Source organism: Pseudoflavonifractor sp. 524-17, from assembly GCF_009935845.1.
Lineage (GTDB): Bacteria > Bacillota > Clostridia > Oscillospirales > Oscillospiraceae > Pseudoflavonifractor_A.
Genome location: NZ_QWEK01000006.1, coordinates 98,823 through 124,286, shown reverse-complemented (window position 1 = coordinate 124,286; position 25,464 = coordinate 98,823). Strand labels below are relative to the sequence as shown.

The following is a 25,464-nucleotide window of genomic DNA, read 5'->3' as shown; positions in this document are numbered from 1 at the left end:
AGATTGGGGCCGCCCTGAAATCCGGCAAGGTTCCGTCAGCCCAATGTAATCACAATGGCGGCCTCAAAGCCGCTGCCTGGCTTCTCCCGCACAAAGCCCTGAACCTGGAGCATGGTCAGCGCCGACAGCACCCGCCGGGCCGGGATCCCGGTACGCTCCACCAGGTCGTCGGGCCGCAGGGTCTGCTCCCCCAGGACCAGGAGAATATCCCGCTCGTCGTCGGTAAAGGCCACGCCGGCGGCCTCCAGAGTCTTGTGGGGCCGCTCCGGCGGCGCCTCTGGCCCCTTTTCACCGGCTTCCTCCGGCGGAGGGACAGGGCGCTTTCCCCGTTCGGGGCGGGACACCCGTTCTCCCGATCCGCTCCTGCTCCCCCTCAAACGCCCGGGATACAAGTCCTCATACTCCTCCAGCACGTCCTGAGCGGACAAGATCAGCTTGGCCTCTCCCCGCTGAATCAGCAGGTTCGTGCCCCGGTTGGCGGGGACATCCGCGGGGCCGGGAAAGGCGAACACATCCCGGTTCTGGTCCAGGGCCTTTCGGGCGGTGATGAGGGTGCCGCTGCGCTCAGTGGCCTCCACCGCCGCTACTCCCAGGCTCAGGCCGCTGATGATCCGGTTGCGCACCGGGAAGTGCCGCCCATCGTTGGTGGTCCCCGGCGGATACTCGCTTACCAGCAGTCCGCTGTCCGGAATGCACTCATATAATTTGGCGCTGCCGGCGGGATAGACCATGTCAATACCGCCGCCCAGCACGGAGCACACCCGGCCCCCCGACCGCAGCGCGCCCCACAGGGCGGCGGAGTCAATTCCCTGGGCCACGCCGGACACTACAACAGCGCCCCGCCGGGCCAGATCCCCGCCCAGACGCTCCGCCATTCTCAGGCCGTATCCCGAGGGCTTGCGGGAGCCCACCACGCCGATGGCGACCTCCTCGTCAAAGAGGATGGGCCAGCCTTTCACGTAGAGCACCGCGGGGGGCGCGTCGATCTGCCGCAGGCGTTCCGGGTACTGCGCGTCCTGAATGGTGAGCACCCGGACGCCCAGGCGGTCACAGTCCCGGAGCACCTGCTCCGGATAGTCCATGCTCTTGCTGGCCAGCTCCTGCCGCAGCGGGGCGGGCAGTCCCGCCAGCTCGTACTCCGCCGGGTCGGCGAAGTAGACCCGCTCCGGCCCGCCGAAGTGGTCCGCCAGCGCGGCGGCCTCCCCAGGCCGCATGGACGGCCGGGTGGTCAGCCACAGCCAGTATTTCACGGTAGACATGCCCGCTCCTCCTCGTTTTTAGAACCTGTATTCACAACCGGGAGACGCCGGATAGACGGAGATTTTTTCCGTCAGCCAAGGAGATTTTCCGCGGCAATCCTGCCGGATTGCGGGGGAAAGCGACGCGGTATGCCGGGAAAAGGACCGCTCAGATGGTGTACATATCAGGTTCTTATCCATTTCCCGGGGAAAGACGCCCTCGGGCCATTTCCCACAGCACCACCGCGGCGGCGGCGGCGGCGTTGAGCGACTCGCACCGGTCCGTCATGGGAATTTTTACTGTTTTCTCGCTCAGCGCCAGCCCCTGGGAAGACACCCCCCTGCCTTCGCTGCCGATGATCACGGCGGCGGCGGTCAGGTCCAGGTCCCGGATATCCCAGGTCTCCTCCCCCAGCGCCGCAGCGTACAGGGAGACGCCCCCCGCCCGAAGCAAAGCGGCCGCCTGGTCCAGCTCCCCCTCCCACACTGGCAGGCGGAAGCAGGCCCCCATGGTGGAGCGCACGGTCTTGGGAGAAAAGGGGTCAGCGCATCCGTTGACCAGAAAGAGTCCCGCCGCCCCAAAGGCGTCGGCGGTACGCCAGATGGTGCCTACATTCCCTGGGTCCTGCACTCCGTCCAACACCAGAACGCCCCCCAGGACGCCCTCCGGCAGGGCGGTTGGCGGGACAGCGCACACCGCCAGCATATGCTGAGGGCTGTCCACGGTGGACAGGGCCTCCATCAGCGCCGGTGGCACCTCCGCCAGGCGGACCCCCGCCGGCAGCTCTTTCGGGGGCGGAGTCCCTTCCGTGAGGACCACAACATCCACACAGGCCCCCCAGCGCATGGCCTCCGCTGCCAGCTTGTCTCCCTCGGCCAGGAACTGGCCCTGGCTGCGGCGGTATTTCCGATCCCTCCCCAGCTTCCTGATGTGCTGGCACAGAGGGTTGTGCCGGCTTGTAATCCGCTCCATGGCTACCCCCCGTGGAGCTGGTTCAGATGCTCGTTGGAACCCAGGCACACCAGCTCATCCCCCTGAACCACGATATAGTCGCCCCCGGGGGCGATGTTCAGCTCTCCGTCTTTGTCCCGCACAGCGATGACGTTCACCCGGTATTTGGCCCGGATGTCCAGATCCCGGATGGTGCGTCCCAGCCAATCCCGGGGCGCCGCCAGCTCCATGATGCCAAAGTCCTCCGACAGCTCGATGAAGTTGAGTACATTGGAGTGGGACAGCCCCTGGGCCAGCTTGATGCCCAGCTCGTGCTCCGGAAAGAGCACCCGGTCCGCCCCGATCTTCTCCAGCACCTTTCGGTGGATGTGGCTCTGGGCCTTGCAAATCACCCGCGCCACCCCAATCTCCTTTAAATTCAGGGTAATAAGGGCGCTGCTGCCCACGTCGCCCCCGGTGGCTACCACCGCGCATTCATAGTTGCCCACCCCCAGGGCGTGGAGCACCGCAGCGTCCTTGGCGTCCCCGGCGGCGGCATGGGTCACCTGGCTGGCCATGCGCTGGACCTTTTCCACGTCGGTGTCGATGGCCAGCACCTCGTGGCCCAGCTCGCACAGCTCAGTGGCCACCGCCGTGCCGAACCGGCCCAGTCCAATCACTACAAATGTCTTCATACGCTACTCCTTTTTACCCGATCATTATGTCCATATCGGGGTACCGGATCCGGGCCGTCTGCCGCTTTCCCGTCAGAAACGCCAGAGAGAAGGACAGTATGCCCACCCGGCCCAGGTACATAAACCCAATCAGCAGGCTTTGAGAGGGACGGCTCAGCCCCGGCGTAATGCCGGCGGTCAGTCCCACCGTCCCCAGGGCGGAGGCCGTCTCAAACGCGCAGTCAATCAGGGGCAGGCGCTCCAGCCCCGACAGACTCAGCGCCCCCAGGAAGAACAGCGCCAGCACCACCAGCGTGAGGGTCATGGCGCTGAGCACCTGCCGGTAGGAGATGGCCCAGCCCCGCAGGGTTACCTGCTCCCGGCCCCGCAGGCCCGCCCGGAAGGCCAGCAGCAGCACCGCCAGAGTGGCAGTCTTGATGCCCCCCGCAGTGGAGCCGGAGCTCCCCCCCACCAGCATCAGCACAATGGCCACCGCCTTGCTCCCCTCCCCCAGATTCCCCTGGTTCAGGGCGTCAAAGCCCGCCGTGCGCAGGGTTGCCGACTGAAACAGGGCGTTTAGCCCCTTCTTCCACCCAGGCATGGCCCCCAGCGTGTCCGGATTGCGGTACTCCGCGCAGAAGAAGAAAACCGCGCCCCCCAGCAGCAGCGCCGCCGTCATCCCCAGCACCAGACGGCTGTACAGAGACAGCTTCCGCCAGCTGCGGCTGCGCAGGATGTCCTCCCACACGAAGAAGCCCAGACCGCCCACTACCACCAGGACGGCGGTGGTAAGGAGGATCACCGGATCCCCGTTTACCCCGGTCACGCTGGAAAAAGCGCCGCAGGCGTCCCCCATCAGGTCAAATCCCGCATTGCAGAAGGCGGACACGCTGTGAAACATCCCGCGCCACAGGCCGCCTGTCACGCCAAATCGGGGGATCATCCGGACAGACAGCACCACCGCGCCCATCCCCTCCAGCAGAAAGGTGCCTGCCAGCGCGTGGCGCACCATACGCACCACCCCATCCATATCCTTCAGGTTAAAGGTGGAGGCCATCACCAGCCGTTCTGACAGGCCAATGCGCCGGTGCAGCGCCAGAGAGAGCAGTGTGATCACTGTCATAAAGCCCAAGCCGCCCAGCTGGATCATGATTAAAATCACCGCCTGGCCAAAGGGGCTCCATTGCAGGCAGGTGTCCGCCACAATCAACCCGGTGACGCAGGTGGCCGACGTGGCGGTAAACAGACCGGTGAAAAAGCCGGCGCTCACACCGCTCCGGGAGGCGACAGGCAGCGTCAGCAACAGGGCCCCCAGCAAAATGATGCAGCCGAAGGACGCCGCCACCACCCGGGTGGGGTTGATTCCCCGCCGCCCCAGCAGGCGCAGGCGCCGCACCCCGCCCAGTCCCATCTTTTCTCTCACCGCGCGCCCCCCTTATGCAGTCAAGCAGACACACAGCGGGCGCAGCCCGCTGCTGTCAAAAACCAGTGAACCAATGGGTCCGGAGAAAAGGATAGTGCGAAAGGGAACCGTCAGGGTTCCCTTTCGCGTCTAGGCAAACCGGTTTTCAAAATTTCTTGAAATTTTGAAAACCGTCCCAAGCCTGGCGAAAAAATATCTCGCCGCTGAGCATATTGCCATTTTTCAAACAAGGCCTAATCCAGCGGCTTCATGGTGGGGAACAAAATTACATCCCGGATGGAGTCGCTGTTGGTCAGCATCATAACACAGCGGTCAATGCCGATCCCCAGGCCGCCCGTGGGAGGCAGGCCGTACTCCAAGGCGGTAATATAGTCCTCGTCCATCATACCGGCCTCGTCGTCCCCCTTGGCACGGGCCTCCACTTCCTTCTGGAAGCGGGCGCGCTGGTCAATAGGGTCGTTGAGCTCGGAGAAGGCGTTGCCCATCTCGCTGTGGCAGATGAACAGCTCAAACCGCTCGGTCAGCCGGGGGTCCTTGGGGGACCGCTTGGCCAAAGGAGACACATCCACCGGGTGCATCGTAATAAAGGTGGGCTGGATCAGCTTCTCCTCCACCCGCTGGTCAAAGCACTCATACAGCGCGTTGCCCCAGGTGGGCTCTTTGCCTTCCGGCAGCTTGACGCCGATAGACGCCGCCAGTGCCACCGCCTCAGCATCGCCGGACACCGCCATGAAGTCCAGGCCGGTGTACTGCTTCACCGCCTCGTACATGGCCAGCCGGGGCCAGCCGGGGGTGAGGTCGATGCGCTCCCCCTGCCACTCCACCTGGTAGGTCCCCAGAATCTTCTCAGCGGCGGAGGAGAGCAGCTCCTCAAACAGGTCCATCATATCGTTGAAGTTGGCATAGGCCTGGTAGAGCTCTACCGTGGTAAACTCCGGGTTATGTTTGGGATCCATACCCTCATTGCGGAAGATGCGGCCGATCTCGTATACCCGCTCCATACCCCCCACCACCAGCCGCTTCAGGGGCAGCTCGGTGGCGATGCGCATGTACATGTCGATGTCCAGAGTGTTGTGGTGGGTGATGAAGGGCCGGGCGGTGGCGCCGCCGGAAATGGTATTGAGCACCGGGGTCTCCACCTCCATAAAGTCCCGCCCGTCCAGGAAATCACGCACATGCTTAATGAACTTGGAGCGCACCACAAAAGTCCGCCGCACCTCCGGGTTCATGATCAGATCCACATACCGCTGGCGGTAGCGGGTCTCCCGATCGGTTAGGCCGTGGAACTTCTCCGGCAGGGGGCGCAGGGACTTGGACAGCAGCATCACCGAATGGGCTTTCACGGAGATCTCCCCCCGCTTGGTGCGGAACACCTCGCCCTCTACCCCTACAATATCGCCGATGTCTACCTTTTTGAACTGGGCGAACGCCTCCTCCCCCAGCTCGTCAATGCGCACATAGATCTGGATGCGGCCCTGGCCGTCCTGCAAATCGCAGAACATGGCCTTGCCCATCCCCCGCTTGGACATCAGCCGGCCGGCGACGGACTTGCACTGGCCCTCCAAGGTGTCGAAGCCGTCTTTGATCTCCTGGCTGTGGGCATCCACGAGGAAGCGGGTGGTATGGAAGGGATCCTGTCCCGCGTCCTGAAGCTCTCTCAGCTTGTCGCGGCGGATTTGCAGCAGCTCGGACACAGAGGGCTCCTGCTGGGGGAGGTTCTTTTCTTCACTCATTGGTACACATCCTCACTTTTTTATGCCTTCTGGATATCCAGAATCCGGTAGCGCACGGTGCCTGCCGGGGCCTCGACCTCCACATCGTCCCCGATGCTCTTGCCCAGCAGCGCCTTGCCAAAGGGAGAGTCCTCCGAGATTCGGCCGTTCATGGGGTCGGCTTCCTGAGAGCCCACGATCTCGTACTCCACTTCCTCGTCAAACTCCTTGTCCAGGGCCCGGATGCGGCTGCCCAGACGGACGACGGTGTGGTCCTCGTTGTGCTCATCCTCAATAATCACGCAGTTGCCCAGAATCTCCTCCACCTGGGCAATCCGGGAGTAGAGCTTGCCCTGCTCGTTTTTGGCCTCGTCGTATTCGCTGTTCTCGCTCAGGTCGCCGAAAGAGCGGGCTTCCTTGATCTGTTCCGCCACTTCCTTCTCCCGCACTGTCTTCAGGTAATTGAGCTCCTCCTTCAGCTCCTCAAAACGCTCCGGGCTCAGCTTGTATTCCTTTGCCATTTTCTCTGTGCACACCTTTCTTTTCGCTGGAAATATGAGAAACGAGCCGTTTCCGGCCCAAACCGTGGATAAAACCGCCTGTCTGAGACCTATTCCGGCTCTTCCTAAATTGAGTCTGCTTTTTCACAGTTCTCTATTATAGGTAGTTTGTCCTTTTCTGTCAAGTGATTCCCGCGAGGAGTTGGAAATTATTTCTATTTCCTCTCTCTTCACCTTTCCCTCCTCCCAGAGGAGGCCAAGGAGGGCCAACGGGTCTATCCCGGGATGCTCTGCCCGCCTGCACCGCAGCGCCACCGGCCCCAGCACAGGCGCCGGCCCACACAGCACCAGATCCTCCTTCCCCGGCGGCTGAACCGGCACAGAGAAGTGGAGGCACAGGTGGGCTTGGGCCGGATCCCGCAGGCCGGGCAGGCCGTACTCCCCCTCCAGCCAGCGGGTCAAATCCTCCCCGCCGTCGTCCGCCGCCAGTACCAGATTGCGCACCAGGGGGCACAGGGCGCCGGCGGTTTCAAACAGCCAGCGGTTCACCCGCCGCCCCCGCAGCGCCACCACTGCCTGATCCGCCGGAATGCCCCGCAGCGCCAGGCAGCGCAGAGCCAACGGTGCCGCCAGAGACTGACACATCGGCCCCAAATCTACCTGGGCAAGTCCCCCCGCCTGTACTGCGTCCCACTGGCCGAAGCCTGGCGGGGCCACCGCCCGGCGGCAGCCCCGCCCCCGCAGCCGGAGGGCTGCTCTGGCAATCTGTCTGGCTTGAATGGCCTTATCCCCCCCTGGGCGGAGGGGAATGGAGGCCCGCAGCAACCGAATGCCCTCTGTCCGGTCCTCTTCCAGCCGGATTCGCCACCCTCTGCGCTCCTCCGGCAGCAACCATCCGATCATCTGCCCTCACCTCGCCCCAAGGATATGCCGCTCTGGGCGATCCTATGCCTGATTGGGCCTCCTGTCAGAAAAATACTGGTCCTCACGCTCACACCTTGGCGTCTGGATTCAGCAAAGCCAGAGCCGCCTGGAGCTGCCAGTCCTTTTCCTTGGGCAGCGTGCCGGCCTTCTGCTGCGCATCGTCCTCCTCGGACAGTGCGATCTCCTGATCCAGGGTCAGGCCGGTACCCACAAGGGAGGTTCCCTCCCCGGTGAAGTACTCCGCAGTGGAGATGCCCAGCGCGCCGCCGTTGGGCAGGGGAAAGATCTGCTGAGAATACCCTTTTCCGCTGGTAGGCACCCCCACAATCACCGCCGCCCCCCGCTCCCGGAGCTCGGCGGCAAAGATCTCTGCCGCGCTGTAGGTGCTCTCATTCACCAGTACCGCCATAGGCAGATCCACACACCTGTCGTCGGACTGGTAGACCTCCTCCTTCCCCCGGTTGCTCCGGGTGCGGAAGATGGGCCCCTCCGGCAGCAGGGCGTCCAGCATGGGGATCAGCTCATCCAGATAACCGCCGCTGTTGTTGCGCATGTCGAAGATCAGAGCCGTCGCCCCCTGGTCCCGGAGGGCCTGGGCCGCCGCTTCCACCTGCTCCGCGCTGCGGCGGAAGAAGTTTTTCACCTGGATGTACCCTACGCCGCCGTCCAGCAGCTCATAGGCCACCGGGTCGGTCTCAATCCGCCCCCGGCACACCGTCACCTCCCGCCGGCTCCCGTCCGGCGCCAGGAGGGAGAGGACCACCTGCGTGCCCTCCTTGCCCTGGATGCGCTCCACCGCCTCCTGCCGGGCGTCTCCGGCGATGGAGACGCCGTCCACCGCGGTGATGACCTCTCCTGCCTTCAGGCCCGCCGCCTCCGCTGGGCCGCCGGGAGTGACGCTCTGGATGGTCACCCCCTCCTCCCGGCTGTAGTCCACAGTAACGCCGATGCCCACATAGATGTTCTCCCGGCGCTCCCGCTCAGACGCATAGCGCTCCCGGTTCAGGTAGTAGGACCACCGGTCCCCGGTCCCCGCCACCAGGCCGGACAGCGCCATGTCGATCCCCTCTTCCTGGTCGTACTCCCCCACGAACTGGGTGCGGATCACCCCAAAGCCGCTCAGAAGGGTAAGGCCGTCCGGTCCGATGAACAGCCACGCCGCCAAAACCACCGCCGCCAGAGTGATTAAAAAAGTGGTTGCCGCAGTGACCGCCAGCGCCGCCGGCCCAAACCGCCGCCGCTCTTTTTCTCTTTGTCTCATATGCCGCGCTCCTTTTGGATAATATGGAAAGACGCAGAGGGAAGCGATCTCCCCTCTGCGTCTATGCTATGCCGCCTGTTGGGCTAATAGGCCCGGACGAAGGAATTGTACAGGCCGGGGAAGCACCGCTCCGGGTCCACCCGGCTGTAGTTCACCCGCACCTCCAGGTGGAGGTGGTTGCCGGTGGAGGATCCGGTGGTGCCCACGTAGCCGATGACCTGCCCCTGGCTCACCATCTGTCCCTCGGACACCGCCCGGCTGCTCATGTGGGCGTAAAGCGTGGAGTTGCCGCCGCCATGGTCAATGACCACATAATTGCCATAGGAGCTATGACGGGCAGAAGTGATCACCTGTCCCCCCTTGGCGGCCAGGATAGGGGTACCGGCGGGGGCGGGGATGTCCGTGCCGGTATGGCTCTGTGGCCGGTGGGAGATGGGATGAATACGATAGCCGAACTTGGAGGTCAGCCGGTAGTGTCCGGGCAGGGGCCACATATAGTCTCCGCCGGGGTCCAGCACCACATTGTTCTTCTCCCGCTCCGCCTCCATCTGCTTCTGCTTCTGGGAGATCTCGGCGTCTACCTTGGCCTCGGCGGCTTTTTCCGCGTTCAGGGCGGCGTTGACCTTCTCCTCATCAGCGTTGATCTCCTCCAACAGAGCCTCAACCTCTTTGACCTTGCTCTCCTGGTTGGCCTTGGCCTGTTCTTTTTCGCCCCGGATACGCTGCTGCTCCGCACGGCTGGCCTCCAACTCCTCCCGGATGCGGACAATCTCCTCCCGAATGGCGATAAGCTCGTCCATCACCGCGTCGTCATAGGCCATAATCTGGTCGATATCGGCAATCCGGCTGAGCAGGTCGGAAAAATCCTTTGCCTCGAAGATCACCGCCCAATAGGAGGTCTCTCCCTCCTCCTCCATGGCCCGCACCCGGCGGCAGAACAGCTCAAACTGGGCCTGCTCCCGTTCCTCCGCCTCGGCCTGCTCCACTTCCTTTTTGGCGATCTCCTGGTCATAGTAGGCGATCTGAAGGTCGATGTTGTCAATCTCATCCTGGATGGCGTCCAGCTCCTGGAGCAAAATATTCCGCCGCTTCTCCGCGGCGGCCTGGTCCGCCCGGATGTCCGCCAGCTCGGACTGAAGCGCCTGCTGCCGGTCTCGGGAGGCCTGCCGCTCCTCCTTCAGCCGATCAATCTCCGACTGAGTCACCGCCCCGGCGCTCCCCAGTACCATGGTCAGCATGGGCAGGATAAGCACCAGCGCCAACAGCAGCGCCAGCACCGCGCTTAAAACCTTCCGCTTATCTTTTCTGGGCTTTGCAGGCTTTCTGTTGTGTCCCTTTGTCGCCATTCTGTCTCTCCTATTCTTTAAACCTGAAGGAACCGGCGGATGGCCAGTACACTGCCTCCCACGCCGATCACAAAGCCGGTAACCAAAAATACAATCAGTACATTGCCGGCCATGCCTCCGAAGGGGAGCACCGTGATCAGACGCATGGTATCTGACCCGGTAATGGCCCTGCTGATCAGCGTATAGATGCCCCACTGCATGAAAAAGGAGAGCAACGCCCCGGTGACGCCGATAATCAGCCCCTCAAACACAAAGGGCCAGCGGACAAAGCTGTTGGTGGCGCCGCACATCTTCATAATGGCGATCTCCTCCCGGCGGTTGAAGGTGGCCAGCTTGATGGTGTTGGTGATGATAAACAGGGACACCAGCAGCAGGATGCTCACCAGAATGATGGCCACGCCGGAGGCGATATTGCGCACCACCACAAAACCCTGGGCAATCTTAGGGGCGGCGCTGGTATCCGCCACGCCGGGGACGGCCTCCACCTGGGCCACCGTGGCGGTCAGCTGCTCCAGGTCGTCCACCTTAATGTGATACCGGTCCCGGAAGACCTCGTCCGGCAGGGAGTTGTAGAGGTCATTCTCCTCTTTTCCCTCGGCAAAGGCGATCTTGGCCTCTCCTTTGCTCTCAAACTTCACCGATTTCACATTTGGGATTGCTAAAATCTGTCTTTCCAGCCCCCGGGACTGGGCGTCGTCATAAGTCTCCTCCACAAAGGCCAGAAACTCGTTCTGCTGCTCGTAGCGGCCCCACATATTGTCCAGATTTACCGCCACCAGAGAGAAGGATCCCATAATAAGCAGACAGCAGATAATCATACACAGGGCGGCGAAGGACATCAGCCCATGGGTGAAGATGCTCCGAAAGCCCTCCATAAAAAAGTAGCCGTGATTAAATCGTCTCATTGTTGTAATACCCACCCAATCCGTCGCTGATGATACGTCCGTTCTCTATGGCAATCACCCGCTTGGCAAAGCGGTTGACCAGTTCCTTTTCATGTGTCACCACCAGCACGGTGGTCCCCAGCTCGTTGATCTTCTCCAGCAGCATCATAATCTCCAGGGAACGCTGTGGGTCCAGGTTTCCTGTTGGCTCGTCGGCGATGATCATGCTGGGGTTGTTCACCAGGGCCCGGGCGATGGCCACCCGCTGCTGCTCGCCCCCGGACAGCTCGTCCGGCCGGCGGTCGGCCTTGGCCTCCAGACCCACCAGCTCCAGCACGTAGGCCACCCGCTTTTTGATCTCCCGTGGGGAGGCGCCCACCACCCGCATGGCGAAGGTCAGGTTTTCATAAATACTCTTCTTCTCAATCAGGCGGAAGTCCTGAAAGATAACCCCCAGGGTGCGGCGCATATGGGGCACCTGTCTGGGCGGGATGGTGTTCAGATTATAACCGTTGACCATCAGACGCCCCTCGCTGGGGGCTACCTCGGCGGTAATGAGCTTGATAATGGTGGATTTGCCTGACCCGGAGGGCCCAACCAGGAAGGCAAACTCCCCATCGTCAATGCGCATGGAAATTCCCTTGAGGGCCTTTGTCCCGTTGTCGTAGGATTTATAGACATCGATAAAGCGAATCATAATAACCCCTTAAATGATACGTAAAGAATGCAGAATACAGAACCATTCTCTCCTTCTGCATTCTGCATCATCCGTCGCCGGATTGTCTGTCTCTGTATGATAATCTATGAAAGCCTCAGCTGTCAATATTGCGGGAGATCAGATATTTCTTGACCATCAGCGCCACCTTGAAGGTAATGGCGTCGTCGAACTCCCGCAGATCCAGGCCAGTGAGCTTTTTGATCTTCTCCAGCCGGTAGACCAGCGTATTCCGGTGGACAAAGAGCTTGCGGGCAGTCTCCGAGACGTTCAGATTATTTTCAAAGAACTTATTGATGGTAAACAAGGTTTCCTGATCCAGCGCGTCAATGGGGTTTTTCTTAAAAACCTCCTGCAAAAACATTTCGCACAGGGTGGTAGGCAGCTGGTAGATCAGCCGTCCGATTCCCAGATTCTCAAAATTGATGATGGTCTTCTCTGTATCGAAGACCTTACCCACGTCGATGGCGGCCTGCGCCTCCTTATAGGCCCTGGCCAAATCCCGGATATGGCCCACCACCGTGCCGATCCCCACCACTACCTTGATGTTGAGCTCCTCAGCCAAGGTCTCCTCCACCTGGCGGGCGATTTTGTACAGGTCCTTGCCCTCCGTCCCCTCGTTGAGCTGCTTGATCAGGGCCATATCCGTCTCGCTGATGGACAGGACGAAATCCGCCTGCTTGTCGGGGAACATACCCTGCACCGTGTCAATGGCCGCTACCTCGCTGCTCTCCACCTGGCGGATGAGAAAGACCGCCCGGGGGACCTCGGAGATGAAATGCAGCTCCTTGGCACGAATATAGATGTCGCCCAGCAGGATATTGTCCGAGATAATATTTTTAATGAAGGTCGCCTTATCGTTTTTCTCCTCATAGTAGGCCTTGGCGCCGTTTAGGGCCACCGCCGCCATGGAGCAGACCAGCTTGGCCTCTGCGTCGTCCCCCCGCACAAAGGCGGCGTAGTCAAACTGATATCCCCAGCCGGTCAGGGACTTGAATGTGCGCCCCTCATAGGCCACGGGGCTGCCCTCTCCCCGGTTCACCGCCTCTACCACCGCGGGCCAGCGTTCCCCGATACAGCTCAGCTCATTGCAGGCCACCACCGTACCCTCGGAGTCGATCACGCCGATTGCCCGGTCCGTACTGTCCTTCATCTGAAGCACAATGCTCTGGAAAATCCTGCCAGACATTTGATTGCCCCCTTACCCGTTATTCGTTGCGTTGGGAACCCTTCTCACAAATTCACACGCAGATCTCAATTCTGTCTTTCTCGAATGAATCTATTATAACGGCTATTTTTGTTCTTTTCAATAGGCAATCCAAAGTTTTTTGTGGAAAATGCCGAAACGCCCCTTTTCTTACCCCGGATTTTCCGCTGCCGCCAGCGCCTGTACCCGCCCCGCCGTCATTGAGAATCCAGTTAAAAACAGGATGAAAAAAGGGGCGTTGTCTTCCAACACCGCCCCTTTTTATGCCATTGCTTCCCGCTTTCCGGCCGGTACGCACGGTCCGTACTTCGCTCAGTCCAGTACCTGCTCCAGCGTCTCAAGCAGCTTTGCAATATCAATGGGCTTGGCGATATGTCCGTTCATCCCGCACTTCAGCGCCGTCTGGCGGTCCTCCGCAAAGGCGTTGGCCGTCATGGCCAAAATAGGAATGCGGGCCAAGTCCGGGACCCCTAGGGCCCTAATTTTCTTTGTGGCCTGGTAACCGTCCATCACCGGCATCTGAACGTCCATTAACACAAGCTGGTAGTGGTTCGGCTCCGCTCCGCTCAGCTTTGCCACTGCCTCCTCGCCGTTTCCCGCCACGTCCACTTCAAATCCGGCCTCTTCCAGAATGGCCACGGCAATTTCCTGGTTCAGCTCATTGTCCTCCGCCAGCAGGATCCGCCCTGTGCGGCACTTGACCGGCGCCTGGGAGACACGCTTTCCAACTTCCTCGCTGTCTACCACGGAGTACAGGCAGCTGCGCAACTCGGAAAGGAACAGCGGTTTTGCGCAGAACGCCGACACGCCCGCCTCCCGGGCCTCCTCTTCAATATCGCTCCAATCATAGGCGGTAAGGACGATCACCGGCACATTTTCGCCGGTCTCTTTCCGGATTCTCCGGACTACCTCGATCCCGTTCATATCAGGCATCAGCCAGTCAATGAGATAGACGCAGTAGCTGTCGTCCCGCATAATCGCCTGCCGGGTGCGAAGCACCGCCTCCCGGCCGGAGAGTGTCCACTCCGCCCGCATCCCCAGCTGCTGGAGCATATAGGTTACGCTGTCGCAGGTGTTGAAGTCGTCGTCCACCACCAAAGCCCGGCAGCCCTGCAGCCGGGGAATCGTCTGAATCTTCCGCGGCTCCGCACTCAGACGGAAGGTCAGGCTGAAAATAAACTCCGTTCCCACGCCCTGCTCGCTGTGTACCTCAATGGTACCATTCATCATGTCCACAATGTTTTTGGTGATGGCCATACCAAGCCCGGTGCCCTGAATGCCGCTGATGGTGGAGTTGCGCTCCCGCTCGAAGGGCTCAAAGATATGGGCCACAAACTCCTGGCTCATACCAATACCGGTATCCTTGACGTGGAACTCATAGTTGGCATATCCCTGCGGGGCGCCGGGCTTTTCCACCACCTGCAAGCTGACGGTGCCCCCCGCGCCGGTATATTTGATAGAGTTGCCCAGCGTATTCAGCAGCACCTGATTCAGCCGCAGTTTGTCGCAGTAGATCTCCTCATTCAGCACATCCACCGCGTCTAGGTACAGATTCAGCTGCTTGGCCCGGATGTCCGCCTGGACAATATTGCGCAGGCCGTGGAGGATATCCGGCAGGCTGCACAGGGTCTCCTCCAGGCACATCTTGCCGCTCTCGATCCGGCTCATATCCAAGACATCGTTAATCAGGCTGATCAGGTGGTTGCCGGAGGTCAAAATCTTTTTCAGATACTCCTCCACCCGCTCCTTCTGCTCAATATGGGTAATGGCCAGCGTGGTAAAGCCCACAATGGCGTTCATCGGCGTACGGATATCGTGGGACATATTGGACAGAAACACGCTCTTGGCCTTGCTGGCCCGGTTGGCCTGGGAGAGGGCATCCTCCAGAATGGCCTTCTTCTCCATCTCCATCCGGGTCTCCTCGTCCACATTGCGGAACCCCAGCACAATGCTCCGGCGGCAGTCCCAGTCGCCGGTCCGCACCACCTTGACCTGATAATACCTGGTCTCTCCGTCAAGATAGATGCGGAAATTCGCGTAAAAGGTCTTCCGGTCAGACAGCTCCGTCTTGAGATTGACCTGGGAGAGCATCTGCCGCAGAGACTCCCGATCCTCTCCATGGACAAATCGCTGGGTGTACTCCTCCATAAGCTGTTCAAAGTCAAGGGTTCCGGCAAACATAGAGGCGAAATTCTGCTCCATGGCGCCGGCGCTCTGGAGCAGGGAGCCCGTTCCGGAGTCCAGGTCGAAGAAGCAGACCAGGCTATAGTCCTCAGTCAGCGCGTGTACCAGCTCCTTCTGACGGCGTTCGCTCTCCGCCCGCTCCTGCTGCTCCCGCTGCTTCTGAGCGGTGCAGTCCAAAAGGAAGCGCTGGTAAAATTGCGCTCCATCCTCCTCTACCAGCTTGATATTGCCCATAATGTGGAGCAGCGACCCATCCTTATGGCGCACCCGATAGGCCACACTGACGCTGTCCCCTATGTTCGTTAGTGTTTCAATACAGGTGCGCAGCCGCTCCCGGTCCTCCGCCACCACGGTGGACGCTACCATATCAAATCCGTCGGCCAGCAGCTCCTCCGGGGTCTCATAATCTAAAATACTCAGGGCCGCCCGGTTAATGCTGATGACCTGCTGCCCGTCCAGGGAGTGGCACATGACGCCGCAGTCCATGGTGGTAAAGATGGCCTCCAGGCTGCGGTTTCTCGCCACAATCTCCTGTTCAAAGCTCCGCTCCCGGGTAATATCAATGGCCACTCCAACGGTTCCCATAACGCTGCCGTCCAGGTTATACAGGGGAGATTTATAGGTGGTCAGCAGCTTGGTCCCCTCGCCGGTCTGGACGGTTTCCTCTGAGATGCAGGTCTCCCGCTTTTCCATCACCTCGCGCTCAGACTCAATGCAGGCGGGATCATCCTGCTCCACATCCCATATGTAGGCGTGCCTGTGGCCCTCTACCTGTTTTCTTGTCTTATTGACGGCTTTGCAGAAGCTGTCGTTTACCTTCTCATGGACGCCGTCCTTGTCCTTGTACCAGATCAAATTAGGCACGCTGTTGATGGTGGCCTCCAGATACTGGGCGGTCTGCCAGCTGTCTTTGCTGCGCTTGCACGCCTGCTGCCATTTCTGGAACCGAAAGCGGGTCTCCGCCTCTCCCAAAGGCGTGATCCAGATATCTGTCACATCAGTGAGCAGTTCCGGCAAACAGGCAATCTGTTCCTTGCCTGCCAGCAGGATGAGCTCCGCCTCCGGACGCTTGGCCGCAGTCAGCGCCTCTACCGCCTCCCTGACGTTCTCTCCCCCCAGTTCGGCCAGGATTACATCCGCCTTGGCCGCCAGGGACAGATCCAGCTGCGCGCTCTCCAAAAAACGATGGGTAAACTGCTCCAGCGGCGGGATCCTCTGAATCAGTGATGCGGTATCCTTTTGGCATCCAATTAGATAAAACTGAATGTGGCAGTGGTACATAATCGCTTTCCTCCCCGCGCAAAGTGAAGGTTTTGGCCTATCTATTTTGAAAAAGGGGGTCATCTCTCCCGCGAGTCCCCTCAGGCTGCGCACAATAATATTTATTTTAGTGGAAATCAGGCATTTTGTCAATGTCTGTCATTGGAGAGAATACCTGAAAAGGGACAAAAATCCGTCTTTTTTGCGGCTCGTCCATAGCTGGAGGCGGAAACGGACACAGCCGCCGTTTTACGCTCCCAGCTCCCAGCCTCTTTTGTCACCCCGGTACAGAATCTCTCTTTCCTTAAAATTTCTTGCGGAACCGGCGGAAAAGCAGTATACTGGGTCTATCCAGCGGAGAATGCCGCCCTTGGAGCGGCCGCTCCCAATCAACGAGGTGAATGTGATGGATTTCTTTGAAGCAGCCGCCAAGCGTTACAGCCACCGTACCCCCTTCCTGGACCAGCCCGTGCCGGACGAGGATGTCCGCAAAATCGTCACCGCCGGCATTCAGGCCCCCTCCGGCCAGAACTGCCAGACCACCTCCTTTGTGGTGGTCACTGACCCGGCCCTGCGCAAGGCCATCTCTGAACAGCTGGCTACTCCCGCTACCCAGACCGCCCCCGTGATCCTGGTGGTCCTGTCTGAGCATGTGGTGGCCCCCTGCGGCCTCCCCTTCGAGGTGGAGGACTACGCCGCCGCGGTAGAAAATATGCTCCTGGCCGCCACTGCCCTGGGCTACGCCACAGTCTGGATGGACGGCATGACCAAGGCCCCTGCGGCCAATGCCGCCATCGCCAAGCTGCTCAACGCGCCCCAGGGCAAGACCGTCCGCACGATCCTTCCCCTGGGCGTCCCCGCTGAGGTTGGCGAGCCCAAGCCTCGTAAAGCCTTCGATGAGCGCGTCCACTACAACGCCTTTTAGTCTGTATTCGATCCATAAAACATAGGCCGGGCAGTCCCAGAAAAAGGGACCGCCCGGCGTTTTGTTCTGATAATTGCCGTTACAAAATCTTCAGCAGCACCAGGGCCAGCACCACAAAGGTGGCCAGCAGGGCTACAGAGAACAGGAAGAAGCCCACATTGGAGCCGCCCTTCTCCCCGGACTGGGAGGGCGGAATCAAGCCAGCCTGCCGCAGAGCGGTGACCACCGGCTTATACAGCAGCAGCGTGGCCGCGGTGTTCATCCCCGCCTTTACCGCGTTAAAGGGCAGGAACACCGGCACCAGCATACCAGCCACCACCTCTCTGGGGATCTCCTGATAGATGGGAGTAACCAGATAGTTCCACAGCAGCATCACCCCGGTCATCACCACGCCGCCGACCACCAGGCCCACCAGGGCGCCGGAGCGGGTGTGCCGGCGCTTATAGACAAAGGAGGCCGTGCAGCAGAAGCTGGCGGTGGCCAGCACGTTCATCAGCAGCCCGATGGGCCCGGTATGGCTGATGGTAAGCATCTCAATCAGGCCCACCACAATGGAGATCACCGCCGCCGCGGTGGGGCCAAAGGTAAAGCCGCCGATGCAGATCACCACGTCCTTGAAGTCGAAATCCAAGAATCCGTTAACGCTGGGAATCAGCTTGGACAGCAGCATCACCACAAAGGCCACGCCGGTGAGCATCCCCAAGGTCACCATCGTTCTGGTGCTGTGCAGGAAGCGGGAATCGGTTTTTGTGAGAGAGGGGCTGGACATAAAAAACACTCCTTTTTGCAAGTAACACCTGAAAGAGGATGTCTTTCAGGTGTCAAACACAATCTAGGAGGTGCGTGGCTGGAACGGTACAGGCCGTTCCCCGTTGACACATCTTCTTCCATCCAGACTCCGCGCCCGCTGGTATGCGCGTCACTGTCGGTCCCGGAGTTCCACCGGGTCGGCCGCCGATTAAGGAGGCTCGCGGACTTTACCGCCGATCGGGATTTTCACCCTGCCCTGAAGACATTCTGTTCAGTTGTCCTGTCTTTATTATAGCAGGCTTTTCCCGAAATGCAACCCTGAATTTTCCCCCCCGCCCGGCGGAGGGACCTTTTCGCCGGGCGGGGCGCGATTGATGCCGGATTGGCCGTCACCAGTCTAAAAACACCGTCTCAGCGCCGACCTTTGTACAGCCGGGCGGGGCGTAGCGCCAGTGGGTCAGGCGGCCCTCCCGGACCGCGTAAGACAGAGGGGCCGGAGGCGCCGGGGGGAGCTGATCGATGATGAGCAGCTTGATCTTCATCCGCTCCGGGGTGATGGATTTCACGTAGACCGACACCCGCTGCCCCTCCTCAAGGCCGGGGCGGTACTCCGCCAGCCCGGAGAGATTGGGGGCCAGTTCCACAAAGAGGCCGTACTCCTTCACGCTACGGACCACGCCGGGGACCGTCATCCCCGGGTGGAAGTTTTCGACATTTTCCTGCCAGGTGCCCAGCAGCTCCCGGTGGGTCAGATAAAGACGCTCCCGCTCCAAGTCCCGATCCAGAACGGCGGCGTAGATATGCTGTCCGGGGGCAAACCGCTGATCCGGGTGGGAGATGCGGGAGACGGAGATGTGCTCAATGCCGATCATGGACACCACGCCGCAGCCCACGTCTACAAAGGCGCCAAAGGGCTCCAGCCGGGTGACGGCGGCGGGGAGAACGGTGCCGGGGCAGGCGCTGGACATCAGCCGGTCCAGCGCCATGCGCTGGGCCCGCCGCCGGGAGAGGAGAAGCCGGGGCTGGTCCCCAGCGCTTTGAATGTCCTCCACCATAAAGCAGACCGGCCGGCCCACCCGGGAGAGAATGGCGATGTCCCGGGTGGTGCCCTCTGCGATGCCCAGCGCGGCCTCCTCCCGGGGAATGCGGCCCACCAGCCCATTTCCCAGGGCCACCGTCAGATTATGCTCCATATCACACAGCAGGGCGGTCCCCTCCAGAATGGCGCCCTGGGCGCGGGCCTGGGCCAGGCCGTCCAGACAGGCGCAGGCGGCGCGGTTTTCCGGCGTATCCAGCAGACGGCCCTCAGGCGGCAAAAAATATGTCAAAGCGACCAAATCCTTTCCTTGCGCAAAAATCCGGCTAGGGCACTATATGCGGGTTGGATTGTGAAATTGACAGAATAAAGGGCGGAATTTGGTCCGTTTTATTTCGGTATGCTTGGGCTTGCGGCTTTGGTTCGTATGCATTATAATAGGAATATGGAAACTTCTGAAGCAGAAAGGGGCGGGCTGGATGGATATCCGGGTGGGGGATGTGCTGGAGCTGAAAAAGCAGCACCCCTGCGGCAGCCGGAACTGGCTGGTTTTGCGGGTGGGGATGGACTTTCGCCTGCGCTGTCAGGGCTGCGGGCACGAGCTGATGATTCCCCGCAGCAAGGCTGAAAAGAGCGTGAAAAAAATCAAACGGAGCGAGGAGGCGCAGCCATGAAGGAATTCTGGAGCAGCCGGATTCAATATATGATCCCCTATACGCCGGGAGAGCAGCCCAAGGATCGGTCCTTTATCAAGCTGAACACCAACGAAAACCCCTATCCCCCGTCAGAGCGGGCTCTGGCGGCGGCAAAGGCGGCCCTGGGGGAGAATCTGCGGCTCTACCCCGATCCGGAGGCCGCCGCCCTGCGCCAGGCGCTGGCCAGCTACCACGGGGTAGCGGCAAATCAAATTTTTGTGGGAAACGGCTCTGACGAGGTACTGGCTTTCTGCTTTCAGGCCTTTTTCGGTCCGGAGCAGCCGGTCTGCTTCCCCGATGTGACTTATAGCTTTTATCCTGTGTACGCCGCCCTGTTCCGCGCACCCTACCGAGAGGTTCCCTTGAACGAGGATTTTACCGTGCCGGTGGACGACTTTCTCCGGGAGGGCGGCGTGGTTCTGCCCAACCCCAACGCCCCCACCGGCATCGCCCTCCCCCTGAGAGAGGTGGAGCGGCTGGCTGGCGGGAATCCTAAGGCGGTTGTCATTATTGACGAAGCCTATGTGGACTTTGGCGCCCAGACCGCTCTGCCCCTGCTGGGGCGCTTCCCTAATCTGCTGGTGGTGCGCACCATGTCCAAGTCCCGCTCCCTGGCGGGGATGCGGATCGGCTATGCCGTGGGCAGCGCGGATCTCATCGCCGGGCTGGACTGCGTGAAAAACTCCTTTAATTCCTACACCATGGATCGGGTGGCCCTGGCAGCCGCTCTGGGCTCGGTGGAGGACGAGGACTATTTTCAGAGGATCCGGAGAAAAATCATGGAAACCCGGGAGCAAACCGCCAGAAAACTGGCCAATTTAGGATTTTCCGTCTGCCCCTCCCAGGCCAACTTCCTCTTCGTCTGCCACCGCGCTTTCCGGGGAAAGGCGCTGCTGGACGGCCTGCGGGAGCAGGGCATTCTGGTGCGCTGGTGGGACAAGCCCCGTATCCGGGACTGGCTGCGCATTACCATCGGCACGGAAGAGGAGATGGACGCCCTGGTCGCCGCCCTGGCACAGCTTACCGGCCGGAAAGGATAGGGGGAAATATGCGCTACGAGGGAACTATCTTCCGCCCGCCCGGGGAGTGGCGGAGCTATCTGCTCCAGGTAACCATCGGCTGTTCCCACAATCAGTGTACCTTTTGCAGTATGTATAAGGGGAAACGGTTTCGGGTGCGGCCGCTGGAGGAGATTTTTGAGGACATTGAGCTGGCCAAAGCGTACTATGGCCGGATTGGACAGCCGGTAAAGCGGGTCTTTCTGTGCGACGGGGACGCAATCATTCAGAAAACCGGCGACCTGCTGGCGGTGCTGGAACGGCTTTACGACGTCTTTCCCCAGCTGGAGCGGGTATCGGCCTACACCGGACCCCGTTCCACCCTGAGCAAGACGCCGGAGGAGCTGGCCGCCTTGAAAGCGGCGGGCCTCTACCGGGTGTACCTGGGGGTGGAGACTGGGGACAGCGCCCTGCTGCACGCCATCAAGAAGGGGGTTAACGGCGTGGAGATGCTGGCCGCCGGCGCCGCCCTGCGGGAGGCGGGGCTGGACCTGTGGGTGATGATTCTGCTGGGACTGGCAGGGCCGGGAGCGCCCTCCCGCCGGCATATTCTGGCCACCGCAGACCTAATCAACCAGATGCGCCCCCGGCACCTGTCCGCCCTCACCCTGCTGGCGGAACCGGGGACCAAACTGGGGGACCAGGTGGAGCGGGGAGAGTTTCAGCTCATCACCGGGGCGGAGGCCCTGGAGGAGACCCGGCTGCTGCTGGAGCATCTGGAAGTAAATCCCCTTCACTTCACCTGCGATCACGCCTCCAACTATCTCCCTTTGAAGGGAGGGCTTCCCGAGGACCGGGATACCATGCTGGCCGCCATCGACGCCGCCCTGAAGGACGAAGCGCTGATCCGCAGCGAGTATGGCCGGGGATTATAAAAACCTGTATTCACGGCTGCTGCATGCTGTCTCGTTGGACCTTTTGTAAAATTCCCTGGAGATCCAGTATCTCCCGGTCATAAATACAGGTCCTAAGAGGCCGCTGTCGATTGACTGGTCTCAATGCGTTCGCGGCCTGTCTGATCTGTTTCGTGCAGAAAGAGAAAGCTCTTACCGGTGCTGTCATCGGCAAGAGCTTTTTTCTATAGTGCAGGATATTATAAGGTTGCATATTTCAAGTTTTTTACCCTGTATGGCGGAAAAACTGCTGTTTTGACATTTTTCAAACAAGGTCTAACCGTATCCCGCCGCTTACAATAAGCGCGGCGGGATACATAGGACCGGGAAATTCCGCATTTAGCGGCGATCTCCCGCTGAGTGAGAGGCTGGTCATTATTCAGCCCATAGCGCAGAGATATTACCATAGCCTCCCGCTCATCCAGGCATCGCCCCACGCATTGACGTACTTTGGCACAGCAGTCTCTGGTGTCCAGCTCCTCCAACATGTTGTCATCCACATGGATGGTGTCCAGAATGGACAGGGACCCCCCATCTCCATCCCCATCCAGCGAGTCAGAGAGTGAAACGTCCCCCTGAAATTTTTTGATGGACCGGAAGTACATCAAAATCTCATTTGCTATCCTCACACAGTGGCCCATCAGGATTATCTTGTCCATCGTCAGGTGGCGGGAAGTCGATATCGTCCCCGCTGGGGTCATCGTCGCCAAAGAGGTAGATGTGGACTTTCTTCCCGTCCCATACGACGTCCTTGACAATCACCCGGATGGCCAGGCGTTTTTGCTCCACGGTCATATCGTCCATGGTAGCCGCAAAAGAGCGCAGCATATCCCTCAGGATCTCAAAAGATTGGGATTGCAGGTTCTGCTCTTGGAGGATCTGCTCCAGCTCCTGGATATTCTCCTGAATACTCTTATTCCGTTCGGAACGCTCGTTGATGCCGTCCAGGATGCTCTGCTTTCCGGGGATACTAGTCATTTTCGCCAGGGAGTCTACCAGTGCGCTGATCTCCCTCTGGTTCTCTCTCTGGGCCTTTTTGAGCCGTTCCAGGTCTGTTGTGAGCTGGTTGCTTTTGTCCACAAAGGCTTTTTTTCCTGTCGCCAAGCGACGGTTAAGTTCGCTTTTGTCCTCTGCAAGTCTCTTGATTTCAAAACATACCGCACGATCAAGATGGTTGCCGTTGATGTCCTTGTTATCGCATTTATGGCGGCGGCTCTTTTCCTTCAGCTCGCACAAATAGCGGAAGTGCCGCTCTCCGTCACCTGTCGTGCGGCTGGTAACCTTGGGCCGCATACAGTATCCGCAGCGGCAATGCAAAAGGCCCGACAACAGGGCCTCATTGCTCTGCCCCGCCCGCCAGCGATAGCTCTTGCTTTTGTTTTCGTCCAGCAGTCCCTGGACGGCGATCCAGTCCTCGCCGGATACGATGCCCTCATGCTCCCCTACCGATACCACCCATTCTTCTATAGGCTTCTTTCGGGTAGTGCTGCCCTTGGTTTGCTCCGTGCGGTTGTAGGCCATGATGCCGTGGCTCCCGTCAAAGGTACTTTGATCGGAGAAGGGTTGGACTTCATTGGCAATCAAATACTGGTACATAGCCCCGTCTGCCTTTGCGTAGACGGGGTTCATAATGAGTTCCCGGATGGCAAAGCGGGAGAAAGGCTTTCCCTGGCGGGTCTTGTAATCCTGGTTGAGCAGGTAGGTTTCCAGCTTCGTTAAGGACTTCAATTCTAAAAACTTGGAGAAAATCATCTGCACCAGCTGGGCTTCCTCTGGGATCAGCTTCAGGTGGAAAGTCTTGCGCTTTTTCCCATCCACCTTGCAGTATTCGGTGCCCTCCGATTCGTAGCCGAGAGGGGTATTGCCGCCCAGCCAGCGGCCTGTCTTGGCCAGCTCCTGAAGATTGTCACGGATGCGGTCGGCAATGGTTTCTCGCTCCATTTGGGCCAAGGCCGCAACAAAGGTAAACATGAGCCGTCCGGTGGGGGTAGTCAGGTCGAAATTCTCCTTGATGGAGATGAAGGCCGCTCCGCAGTGCTCCAGCTCCTCCACGAACTCAAAGCAGTCCTTGGTATTGCGGGTGAGCCTGTCCAGGCGGTAGCATACGATGGTCTGAATCTTGCCGCTATGTACATCCTTCATCATCCGTTGGAAGTTGGGACGCTTTGTGCTGCCGCCGGAGAAGCCCTCGTCCTCATAGACCAAGGCGCTGTCCGCCTGTTCCTGCCCAAAGCAGCGGGAGATGTACTGGCGGCACATCTCAATCTGGTTTTCGATGCTTTCACCTTTACCTGTAAATTTTGATTTTCTGGAATAGATCGCAAAAACCTGTTGTTCTGATGATATATTCATAATTGTTTCCTCTCTCTGCACTATTTAGAATAGCATCTCAGGCATCATACTAACGATAGCAGCCTGCTCTTTTGGATTCAAATAAGCATGGTTTAGAGAGGTCTTATTATATTGCAGATATGTACCGCTTGTCTCATCAACCAGCAGTGAGGTGAAAAAGCGCTCCCAGCTAAAAAACTTTTCACTCTCAATATGGTCATAAGGCTTCTCGAGTATTGCTTGTATCCGTCCTTGTTTCAGAAGCCCTGACTTCAGTATCATCCACTCGAAGGACTCTGGCAAATAGATTATCAGCTTTTTATCCTGGAGTTTATTCAGAGACAGAACCTTCTCAATTTCAGGGCCAAATGCGGCACCATCTGCGATTACAAGGGCTGTTGAGTAGGTCTGCTGCAAAAGTTCCTGATAGACGTTGCTTTTACCTTTTGCTGATATACAGGGGATTTTATACTGGAAAAAAAGTTTGGCGAAGAATTGATGTCCTGCGTTGGAGTCCTCAACAATCACCAGATCCGGCTTGGAAATTGAGTCCACTTTGGTATCACATAAGTTATAGAACTTAGAGTACAGCCGTTTTGTTCCCTGATAACGATTTCCTGCGCTATTTTTGATCCCATATATCTCGTCCACGCTGTAGGGCAGGTTCGTCAAGGGGGCACGGGTAGCGATCACATAATAGTTATCTGAATTTTTGACAGCCTTGGCAAAGTCCTCGGAGAGAACGAATTTATCACCCTCATCAATAAAAACGATGCTGTCATGGATCAGTGCCAGATTTTCCTGCCAGCGCAGACCCGTCAGGGTGGTACAAGTCTTTTCGCAGGAAACCGTAATGCCGCTGTCCTTGCCATTCTGCTGGTAGGCAGCGATCATATCGATCAGAGTCGTCTTCCCTGTTGCGCTGTCGCCGCGCAAAACTGTAATGTTTCGTTCAACGGTAAATTTATACTGCAGGCGGCGGTTTTGTACCACAATATCATATTTTCCTGTCATCTTCCCACCGCCTTATAAATAGATTCCGGCAGAAGTCACATATTCCTGCATATTATGGACGATCATGCCGTTATTAACCAGTCTAAACTCGAAGGGCTTTTCGCCAAAGTCCATCAAGTGACGGAGGTTAATCGTAATGTCATGATCTGTGGCTTCCGCTATTTTGAGCACCCACTTTGCGCAGTTATCTCCGCAGGTGGACACGTTAAAAATTTTAGATGGATCATGCAGCAGCAGCAGCAGTGTCTTCACACCACCGGAGAGCTGCTTAACTGGAATCACGCCCAGTGCCTTGCTATCAATGGCATTTGGGCTCAGTACGACTGCCTTGTCAATATCCTTTATCATTTTCTGCGAGAATTCATCTGTGATCCAGGAATCCAGATATGTGTTGTCAAAATATACACTGGTATTATATATATAGTTGGGAAAATCCTTTTCAGGCATTTCTCCGAAATAGATATTCAGCATCGCCTTTCACCCCTTGGATAGTATTCTCATAG

General features: G+C 59.1%; 23 protein-coding genes and 1 riboswitch. Of the genes, 4 read left to right on the top strand and 19 right to left on the bottom strand.

The features are described 5' to 3' along the window. Positions 1-35 precede the first annotated feature (35 nt). The 13 genes from dprA to D1159_RS01720 form a co-directional block, all read right to left on the bottom strand. Positions 36-1,259 (bottom strand): DNA-processing protein DprA, encoded by a 1,224-nt coding sequence (gene dprA, locus D1159_RS01780; RefSeq protein WP_161843977.1) that lies wholly within the window; start codon positions 1,257-1,259, stop codon positions 36-38. A gap of 172 nt (positions 1,260-1,431) precedes the next feature. Then, positions 1,432-2,211, bottom strand: a complete 780-nt coding sequence (locus tag D1159_RS01775) for an RNA methyltransferase (protein WP_161843976.1) — start codon at positions 2,209-2,211, stop codon at positions 1,432-1,434. Between the two features lie 2 nt (positions 2,212-2,213). Continuing rightward, positions 2,214-2,864 carry a TrkA family potassium uptake protein gene (locus tag D1159_RS01770; RefSeq protein WP_161843975.1) on the bottom strand — a complete coding sequence of 217 codons (651 nt, stop codon included), beginning with the start codon at positions 2,862-2,864 and terminating at the stop codon, positions 2,214-2,216. A gap of 13 nt (positions 2,865-2,877) precedes the next feature. Next, positions 2,878-4,266 carry a potassium transporter TrkG gene (locus tag D1159_RS01765; RefSeq protein WP_347563619.1) on the bottom strand — a complete coding sequence of 463 codons (1,389 nt, stop codon included), beginning with the start codon at positions 4,264-4,266 and terminating at the stop codon, positions 2,878-2,880. A 233-nt stretch (positions 4,267-4,499) separates the two neighbouring features. Then, a complete protein-coding gene (lysS, locus tag D1159_RS01760) occupies positions 4,500-5,999 on the bottom strand; it encodes a lysine--tRNA ligase (protein WP_161843974.1) in 1,500 nt (499 codons plus the stop codon). A 20-nt stretch (positions 6,000-6,019) separates the two neighbouring features. Continuing rightward, positions 6,020-6,499: a transcription elongation factor GreA gene (greA, locus tag D1159_RS01755; protein ID WP_161843973.1), complete on the bottom strand. Its 480-nt coding sequence runs from the start codon at positions 6,497-6,499 to the stop codon at positions 6,020-6,022. 123 nt (positions 6,500-6,622) lie between these two features. Next, positions 6,623-7,381 (bottom strand): hypothetical protein, encoded by a 759-nt coding sequence (locus D1159_RS01750; protein ID WP_161843972.1) that lies wholly within the window; start codon positions 7,379-7,381, stop codon positions 6,623-6,625. Between the two features lie 88 nt (positions 7,382-7,469). Next, a complete protein-coding gene (locus D1159_RS01745) occupies positions 7,470-8,663 on the bottom strand; it encodes a S41 family peptidase (protein ID WP_161843971.1) in 1,194 nt (397 codons plus the stop codon). 83 nt (positions 8,664-8,746) lie between these two features. Continuing rightward, positions 8,747-10,009 (bottom strand): M23 family metallopeptidase, encoded by a 1,263-nt coding sequence (locus D1159_RS01740; RefSeq protein ID WP_161843970.1) that lies wholly within the window; start codon positions 10,007-10,009, stop codon positions 8,747-8,749. A 17-nt stretch (positions 10,010-10,026) separates the two neighbouring features. After that, entirely contained in the window at positions 10,027-10,914 is an 888-nt protein-coding gene (gene ftsX, locus D1159_RS01735) for a permease-like cell division protein FtsX (RefSeq protein ID WP_161843969.1), read from the bottom strand. Next, entirely contained in the window at positions 10,901-11,590 is a 690-nt protein-coding gene (gene ftsE, locus D1159_RS01730; protein ID WP_161843968.1) for a cell division ATP-binding protein FtsE, read from the bottom strand. Before ftsE ends, ftsX begins: the two co-directional genes overlap by 14 nt. 115 nt (positions 11,591-11,705) lie before the next feature. Continuing rightward, entirely contained in the window at positions 11,706-12,797 is a 1,092-nt protein-coding gene (locus tag D1159_RS01725; RefSeq protein WP_161843967.1) for a helix-turn-helix domain-containing protein, read from the bottom strand. 330 nt (positions 12,798-13,127) lie between these two features. Continuing rightward, the gene (locus D1159_RS01720) at positions 13,128-16,280 is read right to left on the bottom strand and encodes a response regulator (protein WP_161843966.1); all 3,153 of its coding nucleotides are present in this window, start codon (positions 16,278-16,280) and stop codon (positions 13,128-13,130) included. Positions 16,281-16,629: 349 nt separating this feature from the next. Between D1159_RS01720 and D1159_RS01715 the strand changes: the two genes are divergently transcribed. Further along, positions 16,630-17,184, top strand: coding sequence for a nitroreductase family protein (locus D1159_RS01715; RefSeq protein WP_161843965.1), 555 nt, complete (start codon positions 16,630-16,632; stop codon positions 17,182-17,184). A 79-nt stretch (positions 17,185-17,263) separates the two neighbouring features. Here D1159_RS01715 and D1159_RS01710 read toward each other — a convergent pair whose 3' ends face one another. Then, on the bottom strand, positions 17,264-17,953 hold the full coding sequence (locus D1159_RS01710; protein ID WP_243152047.1) for an ECF transporter S component: 690 nt from the start codon (positions 17,951-17,953) through the stop codon (positions 17,264-17,266). A gap of 106 nt (positions 17,954-18,059) precedes the next feature. Continuing rightward, positions 18,060-18,202, bottom strand: a riboswitch (FMN riboswitch). Positions 18,203-18,323: 121 nt separating this feature from the next. Further along, positions 18,324-19,262: a S1 RNA-binding domain-containing protein gene (locus D1159_RS01705; protein WP_161843964.1), complete on the bottom strand. Its 939-nt coding sequence runs from the start codon at positions 19,260-19,262 to the stop codon at positions 18,324-18,326. Positions 19,263-19,449: 187 nt separating this feature from the next. Between D1159_RS01705 and D1159_RS01700 the strand changes: the two genes are divergently transcribed. From D1159_RS01700 to D1159_RS01690, 3 genes are read left to right on the top strand one after another with little or no spacing between them, the layout of a single operon-like run. Further along, complete coding sequence (locus D1159_RS01700; RefSeq protein ID WP_161843963.1) at positions 19,450-19,644, top strand: DUF951 domain-containing protein; 195 nt, start codon at positions 19,450-19,452, stop codon at positions 19,642-19,644. After that, the gene (hisC, locus tag D1159_RS01695; protein ID WP_161843962.1) at positions 19,641-20,705 is read left to right on the top strand and encodes a histidinol-phosphate transaminase; all 1,065 of its coding nucleotides are present in this window, start codon (positions 19,641-19,643) and stop codon (positions 20,703-20,705) included. The genes D1159_RS01700 and hisC overlap by 4 nt, the downstream gene beginning before the upstream one ends. A gap of 8 nt (positions 20,706-20,713) precedes the next feature. Beyond that, positions 20,714-21,598, top strand: a complete 885-nt coding sequence (locus D1159_RS01690; RefSeq protein ID WP_161843961.1) for a radical SAM protein — start codon at positions 20,714-20,716, stop codon at positions 21,596-21,598. A 218-nt stretch (positions 21,599-21,816) separates the two neighbouring features. On the opposite strand, the gene D1159_RS19440 is transcribed toward D1159_RS01690, so the two are convergent. The 4 genes from D1159_RS19440 to D1159_RS01670 form a co-directional block, all read right to left on the bottom strand. Further along, positions 21,817-22,104: a sigma factor-like helix-turn-helix DNA-binding protein gene (locus tag D1159_RS19440; RefSeq protein ID WP_279279987.1), complete on the bottom strand. Its 288-nt coding sequence runs from the start codon at positions 22,102-22,104 to the stop codon at positions 21,817-21,819. A 124-nt stretch (positions 22,105-22,228) separates the two neighbouring features. Continuing rightward, complete coding sequence (locus D1159_RS01680; protein WP_161843960.1) at positions 22,229-23,968, bottom strand: recombinase family protein; 1,740 nt, start codon at positions 23,966-23,968, stop codon at positions 22,229-22,231. A gap of 24 nt (positions 23,969-23,992) precedes the next feature. Then, the gene (locus D1159_RS01675) at positions 23,993-24,961 is read right to left on the bottom strand and encodes a translation initiation factor 2 (protein WP_161843959.1); all 969 of its coding nucleotides are present in this window, start codon (positions 24,959-24,961) and stop codon (positions 23,993-23,995) included. A gap of 12 nt (positions 24,962-24,973) precedes the next feature. Further along, on the bottom strand, positions 24,974-25,432 hold the full coding sequence (locus tag D1159_RS01670) for a DUF4869 domain-containing protein (RefSeq protein ID WP_161843958.1): 459 nt from the start codon (positions 25,430-25,432) through the stop codon (positions 24,974-24,976). Positions 25,433-25,464: the final 32 nt, after the last annotated feature.

What these genes read in the sequence shown, in the direction of transcription:
- D1159_RS01725 (WP_161843967.1), bottom strand. Translation starts at nt 12,797, where the DNA reads ATGTCTGGCAGGATTTTCCAGAGCATTGTGCTTCAGATGAAGGACAGT.
- D1159_RS19440 (WP_279279987.1), bottom strand. Translation starts at nt 22,104, where the DNA reads ATGTTGGAGGAGCTGGACACCAGAGACTGCTGTGCCAAAGTACGTCAA.
- D1159_RS01720 (WP_161843966.1), bottom strand. Translation starts at nt 16,280, where the DNA reads ATGTACCACTGCCACATTCAGTTTTATCTAATTGGATGCCAAAAGGAT.
- D1159_RS01740 (WP_161843970.1), bottom strand. Translation starts at nt 10,009, where the DNA reads ATGGCGACAAAGGGACACAACAGAAAGCCTGCAAAGCCCAGAAAAGAT.
- D1159_RS01680 (WP_161843960.1), bottom strand. Translation starts at nt 23,968, where the DNA reads ATGAATATATCATCAGAACAACAGGTTTTTGCGATCTATTCCAGAAAA.
- lysS (WP_161843974.1), bottom strand. Translation starts at nt 5,999, where the DNA reads ATGAGTGAAGAAAAGAACCTCCCCCAGCAGGAGCCCTCTGTGTCCGAG.
- D1159_RS01710 (WP_243152047.1), bottom strand. Translation starts at nt 17,953, where the DNA reads ATGTCCAGCCCCTCTCTCACAAAAACCGATTCCCGCTTCCTGCACAGC.
- D1159_RS01675 (WP_161843959.1), bottom strand. Translation starts at nt 24,961, where the DNA reads ATGACAGGAAAATATGATATTGTGGTACAAAACCGCCGCCTGCAGTAT.
- ftsX (WP_161843969.1), bottom strand. Translation starts at nt 10,914, where the DNA reads ATGAGACGATTTAATCACGGCTACTTTTTTATGGAGGGCTTTCGGAGC.
- greA (WP_161843973.1), bottom strand. Translation starts at nt 6,499, where the DNA reads ATGGCAAAGGAATACAAGCTGAGCCCGGAGCGTTTTGAGGAGCTGAAG.
- ftsE (WP_161843968.1), bottom strand. Translation starts at nt 11,590, where the DNA reads ATGATTCGCTTTATCGATGTCTATAAATCCTACGACAACGGGACAAAG.
- D1159_RS01745 (WP_161843971.1), bottom strand. Translation starts at nt 8,663, where the DNA reads ATGAGACAAAGAGAAAAAGAGCGGCGGCGGTTTGGGCCGGCGGCGCTG.
- D1159_RS01770 (WP_161843975.1), bottom strand. Translation starts at nt 2,864, where the DNA reads ATGAAGACATTTGTAGTGATTGGACTGGGCCGGTTCGGCACGGCGGTG.
- hisC (WP_161843962.1), top strand. Translation starts at nt 19,641, where the DNA reads ATGAAGGAATTCTGGAGCAGCCGGATTCAATATATGATCCCCTATACG.
- dprA (WP_161843977.1), bottom strand. Translation starts at nt 1,259, where the DNA reads ATGTCTACCGTGAAATACTGGCTGTGGCTGACCACCCGGCCGTCCATG.
- D1159_RS01700 (WP_161843963.1), top strand. Translation starts at nt 19,450, where the DNA reads ATGGATATCCGGGTGGGGGATGTGCTGGAGCTGAAAAAGCAGCACCCC.
- D1159_RS01775 (WP_161843976.1), bottom strand. Translation starts at nt 2,211, where the DNA reads ATGGAGCGGATTACAAGCCGGCACAACCCTCTGTGCCAGCACATCAGG.
- D1159_RS01690 (WP_161843961.1), top strand. Translation starts at nt 20,714, where the DNA reads ATGCGCTACGAGGGAACTATCTTCCGCCCGCCCGGGGAGTGGCGGAGC.
- D1159_RS01750 (WP_161843972.1), bottom strand. Translation starts at nt 7,381, where the DNA reads ATGATCGGATGGTTGCTGCCGGAGGAGCGCAGAGGGTGGCGAATCCGG.
- D1159_RS01670 (WP_161843958.1), bottom strand. Translation starts at nt 25,432, where the DNA reads ATGCTGAATATCTATTTCGGAGAAATGCCTGAAAAGGATTTTCCCAAC.